Here is a 25,946-nt window from a genome sequence, read left to right as displayed (position 1 = left end):
CGGGCGTCCGGGTCGAAGGCCGCTGTCGGTGCGCCAGCGCCTGCCTGCCGTGCTCGACCGGGTTAAGTAGAACGTCCCGATCGCCACCCCGTGAGGCCGGTCCCGACCACCTCCGGCGGAAAGATGGCCACGCACGGCGACGTGACACGGTCCTTGATCGGGCCGCCCTGCTGAGGGAAGTGGACCTCCATGCCTGATTGACGCGATGGCGGTTTCCTTCGACCTCAGAGTGGCGAAGTGGTCGTGCCGGTGCGGGCACGAGCGGCAGTGGCAGCCGAAGGTGACCGGAATCTGTAGATTTACCCATGAAGGGCCGCGACTGTCGGGTGCGCGGCGATGGCGTCCGTGCTCACGAACCTCGCAAGCGAGGCAGTATGTCCGATCTGAGTGCGCCGATCGTAGCCACGTTCCTCGTGTACCTGGCCTTCATGATCGGGACAGGTATCTGGGCGTACCGCCGTACGCACACCCTGGCCGACTTCGCTCTGGGCGGCCGCAGGCTGCCCGCGTTCGTCGCCGCTCTGTCCGCAGGGGCCAGTGACATGTCCGGCTGGCTGTTCCTTGCCTTCCCCGGAGCGGTTTACGCCGCCGGTGTCGGCGCCGGCTGGATCGCTGTCGGCCTGGTGCTCGGTACGTACCTCAACTGGCTGTTCGTCGCGCCGCGGCTGCGCACCTACACCGAGCGCGCCGGGAATGCCGTGAGCCTGGCGGCTTACCTGGAGGAACGGTTCGAGGACCGCACACGGATGCTTCGCATGGTCTCAGCGGCGGTCACCCTCGTGTTCTTCACCGTCTACGTCGCCAGCGGGCTGGTGGCCGGCGGGCTGCTGTTCGGGCACATCTTCGGTGCCGGTTTCAGACTCGGGGTCGCCTTGACCGCCCTGGCGATCGTCGTCTACTCCTGCCTGGGCGGCTTCCTGGCCGTGAGCCTGACGCACGTCATGCAGGCCACGCTGATGTTCTTCGCCCTGTTGGTGCTCCCGGTCGTAGGCATTATGACTTTCGGTGGCTTCTCAGCGCTTCGTGACTCCCTCGACAGCAAGACGCCCAGCCTGCTGGACATGGGTGCCAAGGTCGACTTCACCGATGGCCGGTGGTCGGGCGGCGGCGGGTCGCTCGGCGCCGTCGCGATCATCTCGTTGCTCTCGTGGGGTCTCGGCTACTTCGGGCAGCCACACATCCTGGCTCGCTTCATGGGCATCCGTAGCACCGGTGCCGTGCCCGCTGCCCGCCGTCTCGAGACTGGCTGGGTGGTCGTCGTGCTGGCCGGCGCCACGCTCGTCGGCCTGCTGGGCGTCGTGCAGTTCGGAACACCGCTCCGCGACCCGCAGACGGTGTATATCACCCTGAGCCGGACCCTGTTCAGTCCGTGGGGTGCCGGTGTGTTGCTGATCGCGGTGCTCGCCGCGATCATCTCGACTGCGGACAGTCAGCTCCTTGTGTCATCCGTCGCCCTCACCGAGGACTTCTACCGTGCCTTCCTCAACCGGCGCGCCTCGGATCGGGCCCTGGTGTGGGTAGGCCGCGCCGCCGTTGTCGTCGTAACGCTGGTGGCCTCCCTGATCGCGCTCAGGGGCGGCGGGCTGCTGGGCATCGTGGGCTATGCCTGGGCGGGCTTCGGGGCGGCCTTCGGCCCGGTTGTCCTGCTGTCGCTGTACTGGCCGCGCATGACCTGGGCGGGGGCCATGGCAGGGATCGTGTCCGGCGCAGTCACGGTGCTCCTGTGGCGTGTGGTCAAGCCGCTGCACGGCCCCTTCTGGTCAGGCATCTACGAGACGATTCCGGGCGTCCTGGTCGCCACGGGCGCTGCACTGATCTTTGGCAGGTTCGTCGGCCGGCCTCCGAAACAGGCCTTCTGGCGGATGCCGGGCGGCGGGGTGAGCCAGCTGATGCTTACACCATTCCTCAGTCACGCGCCGGTCGGCATTGCGGTCCTCGACACGGATCTACGCTACGTCTGGGTGAACGAGCCACTCGACCGCCAGATCCCCTTGAGGCGACGGCTGGGGCGACGGATGGCAGAGATCCTGCCGCAAGCCGAGGCCGACGCCTTCGAGGAGAAGATGCACGAGGTTCTCCGGACCGGCGCGCCGGTGATGGACGTCGAGTATCGCGGAGCCGACCACACGGTGCATGATCGGAGTCGCGCGATCTCTGCCTCCTTCTTCGTGATGAAGGACCGCCACGGCCGGAATGTCGGCATCTGGTACATGATCATCGACGTGACTGAGCGCTGGCGGGCGCAGGAACGCCTGGCCCTGCTCAATGATGCCGCCGCGCGTATCGGTAGCACCCTGGACGTGACAAGGACCGCTCAGGAACTGACCGACGATGCGGTGCCGGCCGTCGCCGACTTCGTGGCCGTCGACTTGCTGGACTCGGTCATCAGGGGTGAGGAGCCGACGCCCGGGCCGATCGGCATGGCGCCCGTCCTTCGCAGAGCGGCCCAGCAGTCGGTCCGCGAGGGCTGCCCCGAGGCGTCACTGGCTGTGGGGGAGACAGTCCGACGTGCGCCCGCGACGCCCGTCACCCGGTGTCTGCTCGAGAGCAGGACGTTGGTCGAGCGGGTCTTTGACCGCATGAACAGTCCGTGGGTGACCGTGGACGAGACGCTGGGCGCCTCGTTCCTGGACTACGACTTCCGTTCGGTGATGGTGGTCCCCGTGCGGGCGCGCGGCGTTACTCTGGGGGTCGCGACGTTCGCCCGATCACGGCGGCTGGGCCCCTTCGAGGACGATGACGTACGCCTCGCCGAGGAACTCGTCTCGCGCGCGGCGGTGTGCATCGACAACGCACGCCGCTTCACCCGCGAGCGCACTGCCGCCCGATCCATGCAGCGTTACCTGATGCCGCAAGACCTTTCCGGAGGGTCCGCTCTCGCGGTGGCCTCGTGGTACCTGCCCGCTGATGCCCCGAGCGGTGTGGGCGGCGACTGGTTCGACGTCATTCCGCTCTCCGGTGCACGCGTCGCCCTGGTAGTCGGGGACGTGGCGGGGCACGGTATCAACGCGGCGGCGACCATGGGACGCCTGCGCGTCGCGGTACGCACGCTCGCCATTCTCGACCTGTCCCCGGACGAATTGCTGGCACATTTGGACGACCTGGTCATCGGCCTTATGGGAGCGCACGACACTGACGCTCCGATGGAGGCCGAGGGCGAGGCGACGGGCACCGCGTTCCTGGGCGCCACCTGCTTGTATGCCGTCTACGACCCGGTCAGCAGGTTGTGCACGATGGCTCGGGCCGGTCACCTTCCTCCGGTGATCGTCGCTCCCGACGGCGCCGCCCGGGTCCTGGACCTGCCCGCCGGACCCCCACTCGGCCTCGGATACCTTCCCTTCGAGGCCATCGAGACCGAGCTTAAAGACGGCAGCCTCATCGCTCTCTATACCGATGGCCTCATCGAGTCCGTCGACCGGGACATCGACGACGGGCTTGCCCGGCTAGGCGATGCTCTGGCAGCACCCCTGCCCACCCTGGCGGAGACCGGTCAACGAGTGATCGACAGTCTTCTGGCGGGCCCACCCGCTGACGACGCGGCCTTGCTCCTCGCCCGGACCCGCATCCTGGCCCCGGACCGCGTCGCCTCATGGGACCTTCCCACCGACCCGGCTGCCGTCGCGCATGCCCGCGACCTCGCGGTGCAGAAGCTGACCGAGTGGGGCATCCCCGATCTGAGGTTCACCACAGAACTCATCGTCAGTGAGCTAGTAACCAACGCGATCCGCCACGCGGCTGGACCGGTCGGCCTGCGCTTGATCAGGGACCGCGGCCTGATCTGCGAAGTCTCCGACGCCAGCAGCACCGCGCCACGGCTGCGTCATGCACGGACCACCGACGAGGGGGGACGGGGCCTGCTGATCGTCGCCCAGATGGCCCGCCGGTGGGGCACTCGGTACACGAAGACCGGGAAGATCATTTGGACGGAACAGCTCATTGCAACTGGATCGCCGAACTAGCGAGGCGGGCGGATCGGCCAACGACGCGCAACGTGGATCTGATGGCTCCAGCAGGCGGGGCAGCGGGGCGACTGCCTGCCGTCAAGGTGATAGACGGGGGCGATCCTGTCATGTATGTCCACGATCATGTCGATGTCGTACGTGCCGTCCCAGCCGTGTCTGCAGTCGAGGCAGAGAAATGAGCAAGGGATGCATCGGGCGTGTTCCGCGTCCATGGCTGACCTTCTGAACATGGCACTGTGGAGCCGATCACGGGGCTCGCTCTGACTCGCCTGCCTCCCGTCATCGGCTGTGGCAGGTGGCATCCGAGCTGCTGGCTACGTATGGCACGCCAGTGGCCTCCTATTCGCGCGCAGGGGTGCGAGCCCGGCGGGCGGGGGGCGCATGAATAGATGTCGTAATAGCGGCGAATCAGGAGAATATGCGGCAGCGCAAAGTGACGGCAACCGTGTCGTCGCTTGTATGCCCGCCCGGGGGAACTCCGCAGCGCAGAATCGGCCACCTGATGCGTCGAGCGGGCGATCGACCCGGTCGATCCCCAGCGCTCCTCCGTCGTCTGAGCGCGAGAGCGGCTGCGCTGATGGCGAGCCGGATGAGGGCCGCGGTCTTCGCACTGGCGGTAGGGACCGGCCCGCAGGACCCATCTCGCGCCCTGTCGGGTACGGCGCATGTGCGCGATTGGATGCGCGAAACGTTGCAGTGGCGCCAGGCGCCGCCCTCGGGCACGGTGGCGCGGCTACAGGCTGACCGGGTCGAGGAGGTGGGGGCCGTTGTTGCGGACGTTGTTGACGGCCGTGGAGACGGGGCGGGCGTCGAGGTGCCCGTCGGCGGGCTGGCCGAGGAGGGCACGGAGCTCGTCGGCGTCGTGGTGGGTGGGGTCGAGCCAGGCGTCGTAGTGGTCCTCGGTGAGCGCCAGGGGCACGCGGGGGTGGACGTGGCCGGCTGCGTCGGTGGCTTCGGTGGTGATGATGGTGCAGGTCATCAGCCAGGCGGCCGGGTCGTCGTCGTGAACGATGGCCGGGTCGCGCCAGTACTCGTACAGCCCGGCGAGCGCCATCACCTGCTCGTCCTCGGGGTGGATGAAGTACGGCTGCTTGCGCCTTGCCGGTGGCCGGGTCCGTGCCCGGCACCCACTCAAAGTGGCCGTCCGCGGGGAGCAGGCAGCGGCGCTTGAGGAATGCGCGGCGGAAGGCCGGCTTCTCGTGCACGGTCTCCACCCGGGCGTTGATCATCCGCGCGCCGATCTTCGCCTCCTTCGCCCAGGACGGCACCAGGCCCCAGCGCAACGGTCGCAACTCCCTTGCGGGCGCTGCCCCGTCGTCGCCGCGCGGGGTGCGCTCCAGGACCGCCCACACGTCATCGGTGGGGGCGACGTTCCAGTTCGGTGCGAGCGCCTCGGTGGCCGGCCACTCGGCGGCATGGAACAGCTGCGCCAAATCCTGCGGGCGCCGGGTGGAGACGTATCGGCCGCACATGCGCCCACTGTCTCGCCGCCTGGTTGCTCGACGAGGTATCGGCCGGTGGTGGAGGGGCGGGTCAGCCGGTGGGTGGGCCGGTCGGGGGACGTACGGGGGCGGCCGGAGGGGCTGAACTGGAGACACGAAGGGCCGACCGGCCCAGTCCCCGAACAGCTTCCGAAGGATCTTTCCCATGCTGAACGCCCGACGTCACCTGGCCGCCCGCCTCGCCGGCATCTCCTGCATCGCCGCCGTGGCCGCCGGAACCCTCGGTGTCGCCAGCGCAGAGGCTGCGCCGATGCACCACAGCGCCTCGCACGCCAGCAGCCACCACCAGCAGCACCAGCAGCACCACGGCAAGAACAACAGCAACAGCAAGAACAGCACGTCGAAGAGCAGCGCATCGAAGAACGCTGCCATGCCGAAGGGCGGGAACACGCAGGGCGGTACGCAGGGTGGCGGCTCCGGGAACACGCAGGGCGGTACGCAGGGTGGCGGCTCCGGGAACACGCAGGGCGGTACGCAGGGTGGTGGCTCCGGGAACACGCAGGGCGGTACGCAGGGTGGTGGCTCCGGGAACACGCAGGGCGGTACGCAGGGTGGCGGCTCCGGGAACACGCAGGGCGGTACGCAGGGTGGCGGCTCCGGCAACACCCAGGGCGGAACCCAGGGCTGATCACTGACAGGTCGGTGCCCCGCGGAGCGAAGTATCCGCGGGGCCCCGGCACGCTCTCTTCGGTGATCGCGGCCTGTGGACCTGCCGGATCTTGCTCTTGCCGGATCTTCCTCTGTACCGCTTCCGCAACCGCTGGGCCCACGGAGGGCCTAACACTGCGTAGAGCACCACCGGCCGCCGGGCTGCAGAGCCGGGCGGTGAAGCTGCACAGGTCCTGCGGGGGCTGCGGCTGCCGGTGCGGGGTGCCGAGGGTCGGGTACCGGACCTCGGCTGACCGCCGTCGTCGTTCTCAGTCGCCGAGGCCCTTTTCGAGGATGGTGCTGGGGTCCACCGGCTCGTCCGAATGCTCGTCGGGCTCGGTATATTCCCAGGTAACCAATGGCGGAGCCACCGGGGGCGGGTCCGCCGGGAAGGGGCCGAGCGGGGGGTCCACCGGGTCCACCGGCGAGGCGGTGGGCATCTCGGCCGCCGGGGCCGCCATCGCCGTGGTGGCCGGGAGGACAACGCCTCCCGTGACCGCCGCGGCCGCCGCCGCGATCGTCGCGAACCTCAGGCGGACGGAGTTGTTGCGGATCTTGCGAGCCATGGAAGTCTCCCGCTGGTAGTGAAGGGCGCCCATCTGGCGTCCTCGGCCTCGGTTCCAGTAGGCCGGAGGCACCCTGGCGGGTCATGCGCCGGGTTTTCGGGCTTGACACCGCCGTCGACGCCGCCGCGTTGTCCACGGCTTGTCGACCTGCCGTCGCGCCGGCCGGCGGCTTGCTCGCCGACGGATCGGCTCGGGGGCCGCTTCCAGGGCCAAACCGTCTGGATCTGCGCCCCCCGGGGAGTGCAGGTCTCTGCTGCACCGGCCGCTGAACTGCCGCCGAGGGCGAGCCCGCACATCAGAAGGAGGCCCGGTTCCAGCTCGAATCGAGGCCGTGGGCGCGGGCGGTGCGTGGGCGGGGGCAGGGCGACGGTGAGGTGCGTACGCGGGCGTCGTCGGGGCCGCCGGGCGAGGCGGTGCAGCCGCACCGAGCGGGCCAGACGGACAGATGGCGCACATCTATCGTGCATTTTGCGCACAGTACGGGAGTCTGTCGCGTGGCTTCGGCATCGTTCATTCGTGCCCGCGGCTTGATGGACGATCTGGCTGTGCTCTCCGACGGTCCTGGACTACCGGCTGCGCATACACGCCCTCGGCCGTGACACCGCCACCGACCTCGCCCTCATCCGCGTCTGGCCGGCACCGGTAGTGGACGCGGCGGCCCTTTGGCAGACCGACAGCTACGGAGCCGCCCTCCGCGCCACCTGACCGGCTCAGCCGTCTCTCCGCGTCGCTCAGGACGGGCCCGGGCAATGATCCTACGTCCGGCTGCTCCTCGTTCCTTGGGTACCGTTTTGCCGGAGCGGCAACGGGAGTGGCGCGTGGCCGGGCCACGATGGTGACGTTGGGCCCGTGACCGACAACATCGCAGCGGGATCGCCCGCGTCTGACACTTCCTTGCCTGGCGACGGATACGTCGGGGACCCCGCGGTGCGGGCTGAGTGGGACAACCGATACGCCGACCGACAACAGTTGTGGAGCGGCCGGCCCAACGGTGCGCTCGTGGCCGAGGTCGCCGGGCTCACGCCCGGGCGGGTGCTCGACGTCGGCTGCGGCGAGGGCGCGGACGCCGTCTGGCTCGCGCGCGGCGGCTGGGACGTTACCGCGCTCGAGGTCTCGGGCGTGGCGCTGGAGCGGGCCGCCGGGCACGCGCGGGACGCAGGCGTCGCCGTTCGCTGGGTACACGCCACGCTGACGGAAGCGGCGCTCCCGCCGGCCTCATTCGACCTGGTCTCCGCGCAGTATCCAGCCCTGCTGCGCACCTCCGACGCCGCAGCCGAGCGAGCGCTGCTCGCTGCCGTCGCGCCCGGCGGCGTGCTGCTGCTCGTGCACCACGCGGGGATGGACACCCAGCAGGCGCACGACAGCGGCTTCGACCCGGCTGACTACGTCTGGCCCTCGATGGTCGCCGCCCTGCTCACCGACGACTGGAAGGTGGAGGTGAACGAGCAGCGACCACGCGTGGCACCCGACGGCGGCGCCGGCGCGCACCATACCGACGACCTGGTGCTGCGTGCGCGACGGCTGCGCTGAGCCCCTCCGCTCACAGCAGGCCTGGCATCTGGGCAGACTGGGTGACCGAGCCACCGAAAACGAGCATGCCTTCGTTGTAATGATGTGGAGGTGAACGCTCGGCCCAGCAATGCCGATGGCGGACAGCCGCTCCTCGTCTCGGCGTTCTCGCAGTGCTCGAAGCAGGGATCGCTGATGGATAACCGAATCGCGGGCCCAGGTCCTCACGCCGACCGCCAGGCCGGCTTCTGACGTCGTCGCGTCGAGGACACCCTCACCGGACGGTGGTCGGCCGCTGGCGGCCGACACACAGCGCGGTGACTTGACGGTCAGTGGGTCCAACCCGCGGTGGGTCGGCGGCGCTCGTGGGGGACACCGCCGGACTCGGCGGGCTAGTGGCGGCAACGGGCCTCTACCATGCGCTGCTCAGGTCACGCCGCGCGGGAGCAAGCTCCGCTGCAGGGTTACCCGGTGCGTAGGGGGGCTCGGCCGTCTGCCTGTGCAGGATGGGGATCAACGCTTGGAGGCGGGCATCCACACCCCCCGCCTCGTCGGTGTGGCGCGGCTGGCACTTCGCGTACCGGCACTCGCCGAGTTCTAATCGCCCGCCACTAGCCATATGCAAAGCCGCACGTTGCCAGACGGAGACGGCCGGCTTTTGCCAGATTGACGCGCCTGTCACCGGTTCAGAGCACCCGGACGGCGAGCGCGCGAGCTCGAACCACGGCCCATCGGAGCCGCTGCCGGAGTTGCCCGCCGACCTTCGGACGCTCGCCGTCGGCGCCCTGGACCGAGTAGTCGAGGAGCGGTCTGAATCGCCGAGCTGCGGGATGAGGCCACGGACGGGCCGAGATGGCGATCACCCACCACCGGGATGTCCTCGCCCCTCCGATCCCGCCACAAGACGAAGCCCTCTTCGGGATATAGCCCCCACAGCCATGGACCACCGGCCGGACCGCTGGTCAGCAGTTGACGGGGGGATTCCCCGAGGCGACTTGGCAGAAGTCCGTCCCGGCTCCGCCGTCGACGATGCCGGCGTTGGGGCCGACGAGGATCGAGTCGCCGTCTGGGCCGCCGAGGATCCTGCCGGGCACCGAGGTACCGGCGTTGGCCATGAGGAAGTCGTTGCCGGCGCCACCGTCGACGGTGCCGGCGACGATGCCGTTGACGACGATGTAGTCGCTCCCGCCCGAGCCGTTGACACTGTCGCCCTGGGCCAGGGCGCCGCAGCTGATGTAGTCGGAGCCGGCAGTACCGTTGACGGTGGTACCGGACACGGGCCGGCCATTGACCGTACAGGAGGTCAGTGCCTGTGCGGGCGTCACGGTCAGGGCGAGGGGAACGGCCACGAAGGTAGCGGCGCACAGCGTGCGCATCACATGTCTGATCATGTGATGAGTGATTCATGGCAACTTCATGATCGCAATTCTGCTCGGTCGGTGACTCTTCCGTCCGGGCGGTGTACAGCCCGGACGGACCACCGCTACAGCAGACCGAGCAGCTCCAGCGTGGCGCCGTTCGCCCAGCGCCGGAGCAGACGGCCGTCGACGAGGTGGACATCGCCGCCACGGACGTCTGGTGGGGGTACGGCATGGTGGAGTCCGGGACCCGCACCGGGCGCCGCGGGTGGGTAGCCGGCGCCCAATTCGCCACCGGCTACAAGCACCCCTGACCACCACCGTGCGCCCTACGATCACCCACACCTCGAAGGACGGGATGCACGACCAGGACGCGGCCAGCGAGCATGCCTTAGCCGTCACCGTAGGACTGCTGCTGCTCCTCGGCACCGCGCGCTGCTCATTTCCTGCTGGACGGGTCCTGTCGCCGCGTTCGTCGCCGCGCCCGTCCTCGGCGCCTATGCCCTGCCCTGCCTCTGCCGCGCCCTGGCTCTGCGTCGGGCCGTCCGCCGACTGCTGCGCTGAGGAACACCCGCAGCGCCCCTTGCCCGTGGCGTCGGCGCGCACCGGATTGCCCAGCCCGGGCGACGACTGCCCTATCTCTGCACAGTGCCGGCTGTGGGCTTCCGTCTCGCCCTGGCTGCCAGATACCTCCGTGCGCAGGCGCTGGCAGGTGCGGCTTGATATGGGCTGCTCTTCGCACTGCACCTGATGTGTTGTCAGTGCTGGCGTCTACCGTCGTTTGTGTCGGTGTTTGCGGTGGGAAGGGCGGTTCTGGGTGGCCAACATCGTCTGGCATGCGAAGTTTCGGATCTACCTGGATCTGACCCAGGACGATCTCGGCCATGAAGAGCACGAGGGCCTGTGGGACATGGTCTACGGCATGGACCGTATGTACGCCGCCCGCGAGGTGCCCGTACGGGAGCGTGACCTGCAGTGCGGGGGCGTCTGCCAGGAGGCCGGCGTGGAGGCTGCGATGTTCCTGCGCGTACGCAACGGCAAGCGAGAAGCCGTTCACGAGCGCGCGGAGGACGAGGAACGCCACACCGCTCCCGTAAGCGACGAGCACAAGGCCTACCAGGAGCGCATCCTCAGGGCCGCTCACGAGGGAGGATGGTGCGGGGACAGCGAGGTCCGTACCCGGGTGGGGCGCAGTTGGATCCAGACCGACACCCTCATCGAGGGCGCCGACGGACGGCGCATCGGCTGGGAGATCCAGCTCTCCTCCGTCGGTACCGACGGCCCCCGCAGCGTCCGCGCCCGCGCCGCCAAGGCAGAGAAGAACGGGATCACCCCCGCCTGGCACACCGACCGCGCCGACTACGCCCACCGCCACGACAGCCACTGGATTCGCAGCAACAACCTCCCCGCCTACGTCATCGCCAAGACCGGCGACCTCCGCGTCGTCTCCGGCTTCCGCGCCCTGGACTTCTGGCGTTGCGACACCCGCGCCGTGCACCCCTGCCCTGAGGGCGTGCGACGCTGCGGGAAGGCTCACGCCACCCCCACACCCCGCGACATCCTCTTCGACGACCTCGTCCGCAGTACCGCCGCCGGCCTTATCGTGCCCATCCAGTTCCGCACCGCCACGAAGCAGCACCGCTTCTGGGTCACCGACGCCGACCGCGACCGCCTGGACGACCTCTACGCCGACGACAGCCAGCTGCACCGGTGCCCGGCACGGTCTCCGCGGACAGGGCAAGCTACAACCGCCCCACCTGCAAACCGATCCAGGAGGTGGGCTCCTCCCCGCTGCCGGCGCCGACGCCAATCACCGCCGCGATTGCGCTGCCCCATATCCCCGCTCAGCCGGCCGCGCCGGCGAGCGAAACCGCGCCTGCACCCGCGAGCCCCGTCACCGGCACCCCTGCTCATTCCGAGGACGATGCTGCCTTCCCTCAAGCACTGATTGCAGCTCAGCAGGGGCCGACGATGCCCGCGGGAAGCTGGAACAGCTGACCGGCGACGACGAACGGCGCCATCAGCGGACGGTCTGGTTCGCAGCGGCAGCACAGGCACAAGCCGCAGTGACGCGGTACGCGCAGGCCAAGCGACTCAACCAATTCGAGGTCGAGCAGCGCGTACGCCTAGCTGCCCGCAATGCGGTCGGACGGGGGCACTGAGGTACTGGAGCGTCTCCCGGGCTGGCGTACGCGGCGATACCGTGGCCCTGAGACGCCTGGAGGAGTCATGAGCGCCCAGCCCGACCACGCCGCCCCGCCGTCGGCCCCAGCGCCTGCAGCGGCGGCGCAGTTGCTCGCCGAACTCCGTGCCAGCAACCGGGCCGAAAGCTGGGTGCCGGCTTTCGAGCGTGACTGGGCGGCCGCCCTGGACGACGCCCGGCACAGCTACAGCCTTGCCCCCTCCACACCGTGGTCGCCACCTGGACGGCCCGTCTTGCCGCCCTGCCCGCTGTGACCGCGTTCCTGGACAGCGGCATGGACGACTCCGACGGCATAGACGCCCAGGACATCCTCGGGACTCACACGTGAGTGACGCCTTCACCGCACGCCTCTCCCCGAAAGCCCACGACGTCCTGACCGCACTGCCCGACCACGCGCGGCAGATCGTGCGCGACGCGCTCGACATCGCCGGCCGCGACCCATGGGCCTTCCCGCCGTTCGACAGCCGCGACCCCGAAGGCGAAGACGTCCGCTCCGCCTCAGTCGGCCAGCTCACGTCCCCGACCTTGTCTGGCTCGGCTAGGTCTTGTGACCACCTCGCCACCGGCACTGGCGGCACGCACTCTGGCGGTGTTATCCACGGGCAGCCCTGCATCTGGGTCGAGGAGACCGGCGGTCCGTCGCTGCCGTACAGCCGCACGACTTCCGGAGAATCTTCGTGACCGATGCCCTCCGCTCCGGCCTGCCGCCTCACATGTCCGTCGTTCATTGATCTGGTCGAGTTTGATTACTCAACTCATATGGTGGTCAGCGAACATGAGGTGAGGCGTCGGAAAGAAACTGATCAAGCGCAAGACGGGCCTTCTCTCCCCGCCGCGTGCGTTCTTCTTCGTCCTGCGCCGCAGGAATCTGGGTCGTGGCATCGAGAGCGTCCTGGGCTCGCTGACCAAGGACAGGGTCGCCGCAGATGAGGCGGACTCGACATAGTGCTGCTGTGGCGTCGGCCCGCCTCTGATAGGACTCGTCACGAGCGCTGATGAACTGAGGACCATTCAAGTCATCCTGCTCCAAATGCCAGCGGTCATTCTGACTCCGGCGGAAGTCGGTGAGGGCAGCTGCGAAGGCACTGTAGGCGGCGACCCGTTCGTGCCAGAGCTGTTGGTTTCGGGTGAACTGTTCGGCCTGCCGGGCGGTGTGCCGTTGGAAGATGAAGGTGAGGGTGGAGCCAGCTAGTGTTGCGAAGACGGCGACGAGGCTTGTGAGCGCAGTATTCATATCCTCAGATTTTCCCTCCTTGTCGGCGCGCGACTACCGCTCCCTGTCTGTTTGTGAGCGAACGCTCCCAGTCGGCGCCCGCGAGAGTGGCTCGATTTGGTTCGCGGCCGGGTGAGCACCCGGAGCGTCACGCCCCTGGACGGCCGCGACGGCGCTAGCCTGCAGCCCTGGCACAACACCCTCTCGGGGTGCCAGGACGCGGGCCCATGGCGTCGTCACCCTGCCTGTGTCGCCGCTGAGGCGCACAGCGTATTGGGGGGCGGTAGCGGGATTCCAGATCCGCACCGGTTCGTATTCGCCGCCACGGACCAGGCGTGGGGTGCCGTCGGATGCGGGGAACACGGCGAGCACGTTCACCCCGCCGGTGCCTGTCAGGGCCGGGCCGTCCTGGGTGCCGGTGGCGGGAGCCCAAACCCGCACTGTCCCATCGTCGCCGCCGATGGCGTGGCGTGGGGTGCCGTCTGGTGCGGTGAACGCGGCCACCGCGGTCACTTTGCCGGTGTGGCCGGTGAAGGATTCACCGACCTGGGTGCGGCATGATCGCCAGGACAGTACGCGGATGAGGTGACGGATCATGCGTTGTGGCCCACTGTGCCTAGGCTCCTCGCCCGTCTACGAAGTCTTCGGCGGCCGCTACCTTGTTCCGACTCAGCCAGCATCCCGTGAACTACACGGCAGATGAGGACGTCCGCGCACCGCGTCGTGGCTATTCGCCCAGCAGAAGGATCTCCAAGAACTCCTGCGGGGCATCCCTGCAGATATCGTGGCCGCAGTCCAGGGTGTGGACGCGCCAGGTTGGATCGTTGGCCAGCCGGTCGCGGACGGCGGTGAAGGGCGTGCCGTCCCACCCGGACAGATAGACGTAGTCCCGGGTCTTGATGTCACGCAGGCCGGCCGCGTCCAGCCGGATCCGCTGGAGGAAAGGGGCCAGTGGATGTGCGGTCACGCGCGGGTCGCTGCCGGACGGCGGCTGGACCGCGTATCCGTCCGCCGCCGCGCCGTCCAGGAACCGGCTGCGGTAGGCATCGGTGGTCAGGTCCCAACAGGACTGGCCGTCCTCGGGTACATAGGCGTCGCAGTAGACCAGGCGGCGCACCACGCCGGAAGGGGCGCGGTCGGCGGCACCGGTGATCACCATGCCGCCGTAGCTGTGCCCGACGAGAACGGCGTCGCTGACCTCCTCGATTGCGAATACGGCGAGCACGTCGTCGATGTGGGTGTCGAGATTGACGCTGGCAGAGTTCAGGTGGGCGCGGTTGCCGACACCGGTGAGGGTGACGGTCAGCGCCCGATGTCCGGCGGTGCGCAGCCGGTCGGCCAAGCCGGAGAAATACCAGCCGCCGCGCCAGCCGCCGGGAACGAGAACGAAGGTCGTCATGCAGGCATGAACGATGCCCACATGACGCTGATTCCGCGTGACCCCTGGAAGAAACCAGCGGCTTCGGGATCTGGGTCGCTTCGGTAGCTGCATACTCCGTTGCCTCGTCTGCCCGCCCGCCTCCGGCAAAGCGTCAGTTGCGCCGCTTATCCGCACCTCGCGCAAGGTCCGTTCCGCCGCCCCACGCATCGGGGCCGCACTCGCCAAGCACCTGGCTCGGCGAAGTTCTCAACTCGTGAAGGACCCGGCGTGTTCACCGCACACGACATCCACCAGACACTCACCGCCACCGGCACCTTGAACGGCGTCTACGCCGCGCTCATGGACTCGACACCGCCCCTGTCCGTGCGCCGGCACGAAGACCAGACCGCCGGCCTGGTGTTCTTCGAACAGAGCCCCCGCATGCGCAACAGCCCGATCAAGGGCACCATCATCTTCGACGCCGACTCCGGCGCCATCCTCGTGCATGCCAGCGGCTACCCCGGCCCTCGCTGGCACACCGCCTTGGAGCGCCTCGCCACCACGACCGCCGCCTGGTCGTGGAAGCCCACGCCCGACCGCAAGCTGGGCACGCTCAAGGGTGCCCTTCAGCTCGGTGCAAACATCACCGCAGAAACCGCGGAAGGACGTCCCGGGAACCTGCATCTCCGGCCTGTTCCGGCATGACACGCCCGGCCACGGCCTCCCCGCCCGGGAGATGCCACCTCCGTCCCAGGCCCGACCGGCCCTCCGCCCCACGTGCGGGGTGCAGTGTCGAGTGCGGCGGTTGGTAACGCCATTGATGGGCGTCAGGTGCAGGGACAGACAAGGCGTTCACCGCCGACACCTCCGGGGTCGCGTCGGTTGATCGTCGCGGCTCGGGGTAGCGAAGCGCCATGGCAACCGAGAACAGCTCAGGCCCCGCCAGCGGCCGGCTCCAGCCCGAGATCGACGTCCCGGCCCTCACCGCCGTCCTCGACGGCGAGTACGCCGGGATCCGGGACCTCGTCCGGACCAACCTGGTCACCCATGCCGCCGTCCTCGACGAGGCCGACGCGCTCGGCATCGACGCGTTCCGTGAGAGGGTCCGCGATGTCGTCGTCCAGTTGGCCGCGACCGGCCAGACCGGCATGGGCTTCCCCGGCGCGTACGGCGGCGGTGATGACGTCGGCGCGTCGATCGCCGCCTTCGAGACCCTGGCATTCGGCGACCTCTCCGTCCTCGTGAAGGTCGGCGTCCAGTTCGGGCTCTTCGGCGGAGCCATCCTGCATCTCGGCACCGACCATCACCACAAGACCTACCTGCCCCGCCTGGTCACCGGAGAGCTGATGGGCTGCTTCGCCATGACCGAGGTGGGGCACGGTTCCAACGTCCAGGCGCTCGGCACCATCGCCCGCTACGACCCCGAGAACCGGGAGTTCGTCCTCACCACTCCCGACGAGCAAGCTCGCAAGGACTACATAGGCAACGCCGCCCGCCACGCCGAACTCGCCGTCGTCTTCGCCCAGCTGGAGGTGGACGGCCGGACCGAGGGAGTCCATGCCTTCGTCGTTCCCCTACGGTAGGACGGCCGGGTCCTGCCGGGTGTCGCCATCGAGGACGACGGCCGGAAGATGGGCCTCAACGGCGTCGACAACGGACGCATCCGCTTCGACGGGGTACGCGTCCCCCGGGAGGCGCTCCTCGACCGCTTCGCCCAGGTCACCCCCGAAGGTCGCTATGAGAGCGCCATAGAGAACCCCGACCGACGCTTCTTCACCATGCTCGGCACCCTCGTGCAGGGCCGAGTCAGCGTTGCCGGAGCCGGAGTCAGCGTCGCCAAGGTCGCACTGGCGGTCGCCACCAAGTATGCCGACCGGCGGCGCCAGTTCACATCGTCCCGGGACACCGAGGAACAGGTACTCCTCGACTACGGCCTCCACCAGCGCCGGCTGCTCCCCCTCCTCGCCCGCACCTACGCGCTGCACTTCGCCCAGGACGTCGTACGAGCCCAGCTGCACGAGGTCTTCTCCAGCATCGAAAACGACCCGCAGGCACGGCGCCGCCTGGAGTCGCGAGCCGCCGGCATCAAGGCCCTCGCCACCTGGCACGCCACCCGCGTCGTCCAGGAGTGCCGCGAGGCGTGCGGCGGCGCGGGCTACCTTGCCCGGAACCGCTTCGCCGCCCTCAAACGGGACAGCGACGTCTTCACCACCTTCGAGGGCGACAACCACGTGCTCCTCCAGCTCGTGGCCAAGGGCCTGCTCACCGACCACGCGACCGAGTTCGAGGACCTCGACCAGCTCGGTATGGTCCGTTACGTCACCGGCCTCGCCGTCGAGACCGTCATCGAGCGGACCTCGGCCCACAAACTCCTCGAACGTGTCCGTGACCTGCTGCCCGGCGGTGACGCATGGGACCGGGAAGCTGGACTCCTCGACTCGGAGTACCACCTCGCCATGGTTCGCTTCCGCGAGGAGCACATGCTCGCCGGCCTCGCCCGCCGCATGAAGCGCGGCATCCAGCAGGACGAGCCCGGCGCGGTCTTCTCGCTGATCCAGGACCACGTCATCGCCCTCGCCCGGGCCCACGTCGAACGGCTGGTCACGGAAGCCTTCGTCGACAAGGTGCGGGCTCTTCCCGAAGGCACGGAGAAGGATGCCCTGGGCCTGCTGTGCGACCTGTTCGCACTCTCGACCATCGAAGCCGACCGCGCCTGGTTCATGGAACACGGCCGGCTGACCGTCCAGCGGTCCAAGGCGATCAGTCGCGAGGTGAACGACCTCTGCCGCAAGGTGCGCCCCCTCGCCGTCGACCTCGTCGACGCCTGGGGCGTCCCGGCTCCTGTCCTGCGAGCACCGGACCTGGTCGGCCCCGCCGACTGACGGCAGGGACGAGCAGCGCGACGACGACGGCTGCGGAGGCGGTGCGGACGAAGCGCACAGGACGGACACCTGTCGAAGATCACGAAAGGGTCGTGATCTTCGTAGCGTCACCAAGCCGCGCTAAGCCCGGTGACCGGCCCCGGCTCTACCCGATCGGGCGGTAAGTCGGATGGTCAACCGCGCTGTTCATGACCAGGTACCGTGCCCCGACCGGCACGCTCGCCGACGTGATGGCGGGGCCGGTGACGCCGCCAGCGGACAGGCCGCTGGTGTTCTCGCCGTTCGGCCCGGGAGTGCTGGACCTCGCCGTCGGCAGGTTCGTCTACGACGAGACCGTCCGCGCGGGCCGATTCCACGTGGTCGAGGACTTCTTCCACGACCTGAGCCGGCACGGCTGGCGATCCGTCCGATCCGGCGCAACTCCTCGCGACTGCGTTCGAACACCGCCGAGTCGGGGTGATTCGGCCGGTGTCTGTTGAAAGCGGAAACCTCGCAAGCGCTTGCTGACGTCATGATGTGATCGCCGGGTGGGGAGACGCGGCAGGCCTTGGGGGGCACATGGAATCTTTGCGCGCGCTGGGGGCGGGGGATCCGGATCGCGTCGGTCCGTACCGCGTGGTGGGTCGGTTGGGTGCCGGCGGTATGGGACGGGTCTACCGGGCCCGCTCCAAGGGCGGCCGAGCCGTCGCTGTCAAGATCGTGCGGCCCGAACTCGCCGAGGACCGCGAGTTCCGGCAGCGGTTCGCCCGGGAGGTCGCCGCGGCCCGGAGGGTCAACGGCGTCTTCACGGCGGGCGTGGTGGACGCCGACCCGGACGCGGACCCGCCGTGGCTGGCCACCGCCTATGTGCCCGGCATCTCGCTGGACACCGCCGTCGCCCGGCATGGCGCCTGGCAGGCCGGCCCGGTGACCACGCTTGCCGCCGGGCTCGCCGAGGCGCTGGAGGCGATCCACGCCGCGGGGCTCGTGCACCGCGACCTCAAGCCGTCCAACGTGCTGCTCGCCGCCGACGGTCCGCGCGTCATCGACTTCGGCATCTCGACGGCGACCGAGGCGAGCGCGATCACCCGCACCGGGGTGGTGATCGGGACGCCTGGCTTCATGTCTCCGGAACAGCTCACGGGGGAGCCGGTCGGCCCGGCGAGCGACGTGTTCGCGCTGGGCGCGGTCCTCGCGTTCACCGCTTCGGGCTCCGGCCCCTTCGGCACGGGCTCGGCCCAGGGGCTGATGTACCGCGTCGTCCACGGCGACCCCGATCTCGAAGAGGTGCCCGGCCCGATCCGCGGCCTGATCGGACGCTGTCTGGCCAAGCGGCCCGGCGACCGGCCGACCGTGGACGCGCTGCTGTCGGAACTGATCGACGCGGCGGGCGCGCCACGCACGGCGCTCCTGTTCACGAACGCGACATGGCTCCCCCCGATGGTGGCCGCGGAGGTGCGCGGCGCCCGGGACGGCGGCCCCGAAGCGACGGTGCCCGAGACGCCGCCCGGGGGCGGCCGTCCGCAGGGCGGCACGTCGCCGGCCCCGGACCCCGCCGGAAGGAATCACCAGGCGCCCACCGTGACCCGGCCGGTGCCGCCGACCCCGCCGCCCGCCTACACGCCGACCGCGGTGCTACCGACCCCCGTTCCGCGGCCGCCCGGGAAACCCTCCCGGGCGTTCACCGGCAGACGGCGAGCGGCCGTGATCGGCTCCGTTCTCGCCGGGGTGGTCGCGATCGGGCTCGTGGCGTGGCAGGCCGACGCCGTGCTCGGTGGCGGGTCCGGCTCCGGCTCGGGGGCCTCCTCGCCGGGGTCCTCGCCCTACGACAGCCCGACGCCGCTGGACGGTCCCTCCTCGCCCGCCGCCACGCCGGCGCCGCTGGACAGCCCGTACACTCCGGCCGGCACGCCCGATGACACCCCGACCCCGCCCGCGAGCACCCCGCCCGAGGACAGCCCGTCCGCCCGCGCCTCCAACGTGACCGACCTTTCCGGTCGGTGGAACGGTAGTTACGTCTGCAACCAGGGCATCACCGGGCTGGTGCTCACCATCGAGGACCACGGCGACGGCACCGTGGACGCCGTGTTCGCGTTCTACCCCGCGCCGTCCAACCCGCAGGTGCCGCGCGGCTCCTTCGCCATGGCGGGCACCCTCCAGAGCGGCGTGCTGACGCTGCGGGCCACACGGTGGATCGAGCAGCCGCCGAACTTCCTGGCCGTCAACCTCCAAGGCTCATATGACACCCAGACACCGGATCACCTGGACGGCCGGGTCTACGGCCCCAACTGCACGACGTTCTCGGCGGACCGTTCCTGACCCGTCGGGCCGGTCGACCGGGGCGAGCTCGCGGGGGGAGCTGGTGGCCGGCAACACCCGTGGCCCGCCCGTGTCTACGCGCACGAAGAGCCGGACGTCCCGCGGCAGGGCCTCCTGTCAGGGGACGTTTCCCGTACGGCGCGACCCAGCGGCGGTCCTGCGGCGCCAGGCAGTCCAGTAGATCCCATCGCGGCGGCTCCTCGCCCGGCGCGCTGCGTCGCACGTACGCCTGCTGCATCAGCGCCTCGCGCGGCAGCGTCAGCAGCGCGTCGCGCACCGGACCGGCCTCAGCCCGTGCCTCGCCTCCCGCTCGGCGACCATCGCCATGCGCGCGGCAGCCGGATCCACCGCGACCGAAAGCGGATCGGTATCGGCTGGCCGTGCCGCCGGTCCGGGCGCCCAGCCAGCCATGGGGGCGGCCGGGCTGGTGTCCAGGCGCGTCATTGCCTGTCCCACCCCCTCTGCGAGTACAGGCGGCCGGCGCGCACCCCGTCGATCGCCTGGCGGGTGTAGGGCACGACGTCGGCCGGGAGGTCCTTCGGGTTCCAGAACCGCCACTCGACGCACCGGTCGGGCTCCCGGACGGCCGGGGTGCCGGACCAGGTGCGGGCACGGAAGACGAGGCCGATTCTGGGGCGGGCGGACGGTGAGTCGACGAGGTGGACGAGGTGCACGAGCTCGACGTCGTCCGGCTCGATGACCAGCCCGGCCTCCTCCTGGGCTTCCCTGACCAGGCAGCTGACCGCCTCCTCGCGTTCGCAGTGCCCGGCCAGGAAGTGCCATGTGTTGCCTGCATACGCCGAGTCGGGGTGCCGCAGGCCGAGGAGGATCCGGCCGTGGGTGTCCTCCAGGTAGAGGTGGACACCGACGATGTGGCGCTCGGTGCCCTCCGGCGCCTCGCCTTGCAGCAGCCGGGTCGGGGGCGGCGGGCTGCCGGCGGGGGGATGCTCGGCGGCGTGCCGGCGGATGAGGTCACCGAGGCCCGGGCTCAGGTTCAGCCGCTCGAGCATGTCCGGGGTGAACCACCGCAGCAGCACGCCCTCTTGCAGGTCCACCGTCTCCGGGTTGCCGCTCCAGCGGGCCTGGAAGACCTGGATCGGCACCGCGAGGCCGTCAACGCTCGTCGCCTCCTCCAGCGCGTAGGGCGCCAGATGCTCCAGCTCCAGCCCTGGTGTCTCCTCGGCGAGTTCCCGCCGCAGGGTCGCCTCCAGGCTGACGTCGTCCCGGGTGCGGCCGCCACCCAGGAGCGCGAACGTGCCAGGGGCCCAGATGCCTTCACGCTGGTCGCGCAGGTGGAGGAGGTATCTGCCGTGGCCGTCGTGGATCAGCGCGGAGGCGTTGACGGGCTCCGGCCTCCCGTCGAGACCCTGGTCGAGGGCGTCCAGGAGCTTGGCTCGCAAAGTCCTGGAGCGGACGTCGGCGAAGTCGAGCCAGCGGGCGCCGGCAACCTCTCCGTCCTGCAAGGCGAGCTGGGGGTGCTGCTCGGGCACGAGGTAGAAGACGAAGCGGAAGTCGAAGTGCTGGTGTGCGCCCTCGCCCTTGGCCGGGTTGGCGTCGATGTCGTGGACGTCGATGTCGATCGGGGCGCCCAGGAACTGTGGGGTGAGGCACAGGTCGCTCGGACGCAGGCCGGTCTCCTCGCACACTTCCCGTAGCGCCGCGGCCAGAAGCGTGCGGTCCCCTTCGATGTGGCCGCCTGGGGCGAGGAGCAGCCCGGTGCCCCGGTGGCCGATGTGCAGTACGCGCCGTTCACGGTCGATGACGGCCGCGCTGCACGTGACGTGGCTGGGGAGCGTCGCACGGTCGGCCGGGTCGTCGTCGCCGTCCAGGAGGGACGTCAGTCCGGCGAGGGAGTCCCGCTCATGCGGATGCCGGGTCAGGTACGCCTCGGCGGTTTTGCGGATGTGGGCGCGGGCGAGCGGCACGTCATCACCTCGGGACGGCGGTAGAGGGGCGGGAAGGTCCTCCAGGGTGCGGGCGATCGCTTCAGCGGGGCGCGCGGAGGTGGCGCCGGGGCGGCTCACGCGGGGGCCTCGTGCTGGTCATCGTCCTGCTCGGACGTGATCTGGTAGGACAGCAACTTCTGGAAGAGACCGGGTTGTTGGCTGAGCTGGGCGTAGGTGCCCTCCTGGACGATCTTGCCTTCGTCGAGGACCACGATGCGGTCGGCGATGGCGACGTTGGTGATGCGGTGGGTCACCAGCAGTACCGCCCGGTCCCGGGCGAGGGTCCGCAGCCGCTGGAAGATGCGGAATTCGGCGCGGGGGTCGAGGTTGGCCGTCGGCTCGTCGAGGACCAGCAGACCGGCCGGGCGGAAGAAAGCCCTGGCCAGGGCGATGCGCTGCCACTGGCCGCCGCTGAGTTCCTCCCCGTTGAGCCACTCGCGGGCCAGGAGAGTGTCCAGTCCGGCTCCAAGCTTGGCGACGACCTCGTCGGCGTCGGCCGCCTCGCACGCCTGACGGACCGCCGCGTCGCCCCGGGCGGTGGGCTGGCCCTGGGTGACGTTCTCGCGCACAGTCAGCGGCCAGTGCGCGTAGTCCTGCGGCACGAGAGCGACCTGCCGCCACAGGGCCTGCGGGTCGCAGTCACCGGTGGGGACGCCGTCCCACAACACCTGCCCGTCGGTGGGCAGGTAGAGGCCGCTGACCAGCTTCGACAGCGTCGACTTGCCCGAGCCGTTGAAGCCGACCAGCGCGGTGACCTCGCCGCGGCGCAGGGTGAGGGAGACGCCGGACAGGGCGTCGCGATCCTTGCCGGCGTAGCGGTGGGTGGCCCCCCTGACTTCGATCGTCTGCGGCGGCGCGGGGTGGTGCGGGCCGCGGCGCATGCGGAAGCCGCCGGCCTTGTCGAGAAAGCCGGTCCAGTCGTCCATGTACAGCCCGGTCCGCACGGCCCGGGCGCCGACGGCCACCAAGCCGCGGACCGCCATGCCGACGGTCTGCAGGGCGAAGACCGCCGTGCCGGCATGTCCTACGGTGATCCGGCCGGTCGCCAGCAGCCACACGACCGCCGCCCACACCACCGCCGACCCCAGCCCTCCGCACATCGCGCCGACCAGGGACATCCGTGCGCCCTGGTCGGCTGCGGCCCGGTCCTCGCGGTTGATCCGGGCGACGGTGTCCCGATAGCGGCCGGAGAGGAAGTCGGCCATGGTGCCGGCGCGAATCTGGTCGGCGGCGTCCTTGGTGTAGATGTGCCAGCGCAGCACGGACAGCATCCGGTCGTCGCCGTTGCTGCGCAGGTTGGCCAGGTAGCGGACGCGGGCGGCGCTGACCTGGGCGAGGGCCTGCGGGAGGCTGGCGGCAACGAGAAGGGGGAGAAGGACCCAGTGCACGCCGGCCAGGACGATCGCCCCAGCGAGGAAGGCGGCGGCCGAGGCGATCAGATCCTGGCCTTCGTTGATCAGATCGCCGGTGACCTGGGCACCGCGGTCAGCGGCCTCGCGGTCGCGGTTGAAGCCGGGGTCGTCGTACGCGCACAACTCGACCTCGACACAACCGGTGAGCAGCATCTGCTCGGCCTCGCGGGACATCAGCGGGGCCAGCCGCAAGGAGAGCCAGTTGACGGTGATGCCCAGGAGTGCCCGCGCGCCCGCGGCCCCGGCGAGGAGGGCGACGGAGGGCCATGCCTGAAGGAGACGGTGGTAGACGTCGCCGTCGCGTAGCAGAGCGGTCAGGGTGCCGGCGATGGCGACCAGCCCCAAGGCCTGCATCACGCCGGCAACCATCTGGCACAGCAGGAGGCCGGCGGCCGCCCGCCGGTCGACGCGCCAGGCCAGGGCCAGCGAGCGGCGCACCAACTGCGGTAGGCGGCGGGCCATGTCGCGCATCCGGATCGAGCGGCCGGCCGCCTCGCGGCTGCCGGTCAGGTCGACGTACCGCATCTGTGTCTCGGGCGTAGGCGCGGTGACGGAGACGGCGGGGGACGGTGCGGTGGTGGTGCGCGGTCCCGGAACGGTGTCGGCTGATGCATTGATGGGCTCACTCATGCTGCCCACCCCGTATCCCGGCGTGCTGAGGTGCGCGTGCCGTCAACGCTGTGCGTGAGCAGGCGGGGCTGCCGTTCGATTCTGGGAGGCTGCTGCAAGGGGGCGGGGGCGGGGTGCATGGCGTCCTCCGTCTGGGCGTCGATGTGGCACTGATGCTCTAAGAACGCGGCGAATTGGGTCCCGTCACGGCCCAATGGAGGGCATTCGGCGAACGCGAGTTCTCATGCCAAGTTCAGGCCGTGTGGGCTCTGAGGTGGAGCCGCTCAAACTCGTTCGATCAGGTCGGGCCACTCTCTTGGGGGATTGCGGACAGCACAGACCGGCTCTGACCGTCGCCGAGACGCGAGCATTCGCGAGAGCTGGCCGACACCCCCCCGTGCACGTGGGCCGCCCGCAGCGGGGTGGCCCTCGTGCTCGCCTTGCCCGCGGCTGCTGCCCGACTCAAACGCCCTCCGCGTCACCTGCCGTCCTCACTCAGCACACCGCCGCCCGCGCCGCCGCGCCACCCGACGTTCGGCGTTCTGCCCGGGCCGCATCTGCGTGACCGCACCCAGCGGTCATGCAGGCGCTGATCTCCGCGCCGCTCGGCGCCGCCTCGTCCGTCGTCTCGCCCGCCCGGGTAGCGCGCGGGCCGCAGGGCCGTCTCCCGCCCGTCAGGCCGACGGCCCCGGCCAAGTGGTCATCCCCCTGCCGTGCTTGTAGTGGTTTGCGGCGCTTGGTGTGCGGACGGTCATGGTCACCGTGCCCGCCGTGCCCCCCGATTCAGGGGCGTGGTCGAGGCGGCCCACCGCCACCTTGCTGTTGAAGGAGACCAGCCCTGTGACCAGCCATGCCGTCCAAACCGCCGCTTCGCCGAAGACGCGTGCTGCACGGATAGACGTAGCGCCCCTTCAGCGAGCGGACCACGCCGACTACCTCGCTCTACTCGCCCTGACCACCTCCGGTGAGAGCCTGCCCCCGGGAGCCGAACAACTCCTCGTCCTGACGCCGTTCAGGCCGCCGTTCACACACGGGCCCGCACTGTGCCTGACTGCCCGGCCGCGCCGCAGCCCCAACCCGAAGCCGGTCGGCGCCGTCTTCGCGTCCTTCCCGGACTGGGCCCACGAACACCCCCTGACTCAAGACAATCCCGCACTGTCCGAGCTGCTCAGCCGCACCGCGATCCTCATCTACGGCCTGGCCGTCACCTCGCACCGCCGCAGGCAGGGCATCGCCCGCACTCTGCTCACCGCAGCGGAGGAGAAGGCGCGCACCACCGGCTACCGGCTGGCCACCCTCATCCACGAGCCCGAACTCGCCCCCTTCTACGAGCGCCTGGGCTATACCAGCGCGCACCACTTCACGATCCCCATGCCGCACGCCGCGCTGGGAATCACCCAGCCTCCGCCGTTCATGACCGCCGTCAAAGCCCTCCCCTCCGACGTGGAGCTCCGCACGGTGCTCGGCGCTCCCGGGCCGGTGGTGACCGGTCTCCTGCCAGGCTGGGACATACCGCCCACCGCCCACTTCGAAGACGGCGAACTCATCGCCTGACCCGCACACCCACGCCTCGACGGCCCGCCCCCAGCACCACACCAGGGGGCGGGCCGTCCCACACCGCCAACCTCCCCCTCGGCTTCTCGGTCCCACCCGGCGGCCTCGCGGCTCCGGCGCGCCCCACCCCTCCTGCAGCGCACTGCATTGCCGTTCCAACGGGGGAGTTGCCCGGCTTGGTCAGACCAAGGCCAGTGTGCGGGGGCGTCGAGAACGCGGCTCCCACCTCCGGCCACCCGCCGGGTTGCGGTCGAGCCGCTTGCGGCCCGACGGGCGATGGCCTCGGCCGGGCCCGATCCCGCCCCGTTTCTCTGCCACCTCTCTTCAGCAGTCGTCATGCCCGCGTCCACTCAGGTCGCTTTCACGCTGCCCCACTGATGGCGCAGGATGACTGGCGTGATGCTGACCTTCCCGTGCGTGTGCTGCGGCCATCTGACCCTGAGTGAGTCGCCCGGTTCCTATGAGATCTGCCCGGTGTGCTTCTGGGAGGACGATCGCGTGCAGCTGCGCTGGCCCGACTGGGCCGGCGGCGCCAACCGGCCTTCGCTGACCGAGGCTCAGGCTAATTTCAAGGAGTACGCGGCGTGCGAGGAACGGTTCGTGAGCAAGGTTCGACCTCCCCGGGAAGACGAGCCGCTGGATCCGCACTGGCGCCCCATCGATCCGGAGCAGGACCACTTCGAGCCCCAGGGCACGCAGGAGGCACCATGGCCCGACGACTGCACAGTGCTGTACTGGTGGCGATATCGCGACACCGGATCCTGGCGTCGTGGCGGTTGAGACAAACCGGCTTGCTCACCGAGACAGGTCCGCCTCAACCGCCGGCAGGTGTCGCGGGTTCTTGAAGACTGACCCCCAGGAGACTTCCGAAAGTTGACCCCCCTTGTCGATCATGGAGGGTGCTGAAGGTGGAGGACTGGGCCG

General features: G+C 70.0%; 17 protein-coding genes and 3 pseudogenes. 13 read left to right on the top strand and 7 right to left on the bottom strand.

Going from position 1 to position 25,946, the window contains the following annotated elements; translation table 11 throughout:
- The first annotated feature begins 374 nt into the window (after positions 1-374).
- Complete coding sequence (putP, locus tag ACF08B_RS29950; protein ID WP_392320272.1) at positions 375-3,959, top strand: sodium/proline symporter PutP; 3,585 nt, start codon at positions 375-377, stop codon at positions 3,957-3,959.
- 736 nt (positions 3,960-4,695) lie between these two features.
- Here the strand turns inward: putP and ACF08B_RS29945 are convergent.
- Positions 4,696-5,434: pseudogene (locus tag ACF08B_RS29945) on the bottom strand (SOS response-associated peptidase).
- Between the two features lie 175 nt (positions 5,435-5,609).
- Here ACF08B_RS29945 and ACF08B_RS29940 point away from each other — a divergent pair.
- Positions 5,610-6,092: a hypothetical protein gene (locus ACF08B_RS29940; protein WP_392320271.1), complete on the top strand. Its 483-nt coding sequence runs from the start codon at positions 5,610-5,612 to the stop codon at positions 6,090-6,092.
- 289 nt (positions 6,093-6,381) lie between these two features.
- Here ACF08B_RS29940 and ACF08B_RS29935 read toward each other — a convergent pair whose 3' ends face one another.
- Positions 6,382-6,678, bottom strand: coding sequence for a hypothetical protein (locus ACF08B_RS29935; RefSeq protein WP_392320270.1), 297 nt, complete (start codon positions 6,676-6,678; stop codon positions 6,382-6,384).
- 849 nt (positions 6,679-7,527) lie between these two features.
- Here ACF08B_RS29935 and ACF08B_RS29930 point away from each other — a divergent pair.
- Positions 7,528-8,208, top strand: a complete 681-nt coding sequence (locus ACF08B_RS29930) for a class I SAM-dependent methyltransferase (RefSeq protein ID WP_392320269.1) — start codon at positions 7,528-7,530, stop codon at positions 8,206-8,208.
- A gap of 941 nt (positions 8,209-9,149) precedes the next feature.
- Here ACF08B_RS29930 and ACF08B_RS29925 read toward each other — a convergent pair.
- Positions 9,150-9,578, bottom strand: a complete 429-nt coding sequence (locus ACF08B_RS29925; protein WP_392320268.1) for a hypothetical protein — start codon at positions 9,576-9,578, stop codon at positions 9,150-9,152.
- A gap of 68 nt (positions 9,579-9,646) precedes the next feature.
- On the opposite strand from ACF08B_RS29925, the gene ACF08B_RS29920 reads away from it, so the two are divergent.
- From ACF08B_RS29920 to ACF08B_RS29905, 4 genes are all read left to right on the top strand, one after another.
- Positions 9,647-9,859 carry a hypothetical protein gene (locus tag ACF08B_RS29920; RefSeq protein WP_392320267.1) on the top strand — a complete coding sequence of 71 codons (213 nt, stop codon included), beginning with the start codon at positions 9,647-9,649 and terminating at the stop codon, positions 9,857-9,859.
- Between the two features lie 503 nt (positions 9,860-10,362).
- On the top strand, positions 10,363-11,493 hold the full coding sequence (locus ACF08B_RS29915; protein WP_392320266.1) for a hypothetical protein: 1,131 nt from the start codon (positions 10,363-10,365) through the stop codon (positions 11,491-11,493).
- Between the two features lie 191 nt (positions 11,494-11,684).
- Positions 11,685-12,002: a DUF6247 family protein gene (locus ACF08B_RS29910; RefSeq protein WP_392320265.1), complete on the top strand. Its 318-nt coding sequence runs from the start codon at positions 11,685-11,687 to the stop codon at positions 12,000-12,002.
- 70 nt (positions 12,003-12,072) lie between these two features.
- Positions 12,073-12,429 (top strand): hypothetical protein, encoded by a 357-nt coding sequence (locus ACF08B_RS29905; RefSeq protein ID WP_392320264.1) that lies wholly within the window; start codon positions 12,073-12,075, stop codon positions 12,427-12,429.
- 85 nt (positions 12,430-12,514) lie between these two features.
- Here ACF08B_RS29905 and ACF08B_RS29900 read toward each other — a convergent pair whose 3' ends face one another.
- Together ACF08B_RS29900 and ACF08B_RS29895 are read right to left on the bottom strand one after the other, a co-directional pair.
- Positions 12,515-12,982: a hypothetical protein gene (locus ACF08B_RS29900; protein ID WP_392320263.1), complete on the bottom strand. Its 468-nt coding sequence runs from the start codon at positions 12,980-12,982 to the stop codon at positions 12,515-12,517.
- Between the two features lie 706 nt (positions 12,983-13,688).
- Entirely contained in the window at positions 13,689-14,360 is a 672-nt protein-coding gene (locus tag ACF08B_RS29895) for an alpha/beta fold hydrolase (RefSeq protein ID WP_392320262.1), read from the bottom strand.
- Positions 14,361-14,609: 249 nt separating this feature from the next.
- On the opposite strand from ACF08B_RS29895, the gene ACF08B_RS29890 reads away from it, so the two are divergent.
- The 4 genes and pseudogenes from ACF08B_RS29890 (at position 14,610) to ACF08B_RS29875 (ending at position 19,501) form a co-directional block, all read left to right on the top strand.
- Entirely contained in the window at positions 14,610-15,026 is a 417-nt protein-coding gene (locus ACF08B_RS29890; protein WP_392320261.1) for a hypothetical protein, read from the top strand.
- A 209-nt stretch (positions 15,027-15,235) separates the two neighbouring features.
- Positions 15,236-17,203, top strand: a pseudogene (locus ACF08B_RS29885) (acyl-CoA dehydrogenase).
- A 212-nt stretch (positions 17,204-17,415) separates the two neighbouring features.
- Positions 17,416-17,598: pseudogene (locus ACF08B_RS29880) on the top strand (2,3-diaminopropionate biosynthesis protein SbnB); the annotation flags it as partial.
- 163 nt (positions 17,599-17,761) lie between these two features.
- Complete coding sequence (locus tag ACF08B_RS29875) at positions 17,762-19,501, top strand: serine/threonine-protein kinase (protein ID WP_392320260.1); 1,740 nt, start codon at positions 17,762-17,764, stop codon at positions 19,499-19,501.
- A 440-nt stretch (positions 19,502-19,941) separates the two neighbouring features.
- On the opposite strand, the gene ACF08B_RS29870 is transcribed toward ACF08B_RS29875, so the two are convergent.
- Positions 19,942-21,426: an NUDIX domain-containing protein gene (locus ACF08B_RS29870; RefSeq protein ID WP_392320259.1), complete on the bottom strand. Its 1,485-nt coding sequence runs from the start codon at positions 21,424-21,426 to the stop codon at positions 19,942-19,944.
- 95 nt (positions 21,427-21,521) lie between these two features.
- Complete coding sequence (locus tag ACF08B_RS29865; protein ID WP_392320460.1) at positions 21,522-23,384, bottom strand: ABC transporter ATP-binding protein; 1,863 nt, start codon at positions 23,382-23,384, stop codon at positions 21,522-21,524.
- Between the two features lie 924 nt (positions 23,385-24,308).
- Here ACF08B_RS29865 and ACF08B_RS29860 point away from each other — a divergent pair.
- Positions 24,309-25,022 (top strand): GNAT family N-acetyltransferase, encoded by a 714-nt coding sequence (locus ACF08B_RS29860; RefSeq protein WP_392320258.1) that lies wholly within the window; start codon positions 24,309-24,311, stop codon positions 25,020-25,022.
- 399 nt (positions 25,023-25,421) lie between these two features.
- Positions 25,422-25,802, top strand: coding sequence for a CPCC family cysteine-rich protein (locus tag ACF08B_RS29855; protein ID WP_392320459.1), 381 nt, complete (start codon positions 25,422-25,424; stop codon positions 25,800-25,802).
- Positions 25,803-25,946 lie beyond the last annotated feature (144 nt).

Origin of the sequence: Streptomyces sp. NPDC015139 (assembly GCF_043079785.1) — a bacterium.
In the GTDB taxonomy this organism is placed as follows: domain Bacteria; phylum Actinomycetota; class Actinomycetes; order Streptomycetales; family Streptomycetaceae; genus Streptomyces; species Streptomyces albidocamelliae.
This window is presented reverse-complemented; position numbering and strand designations above follow the sequence as displayed.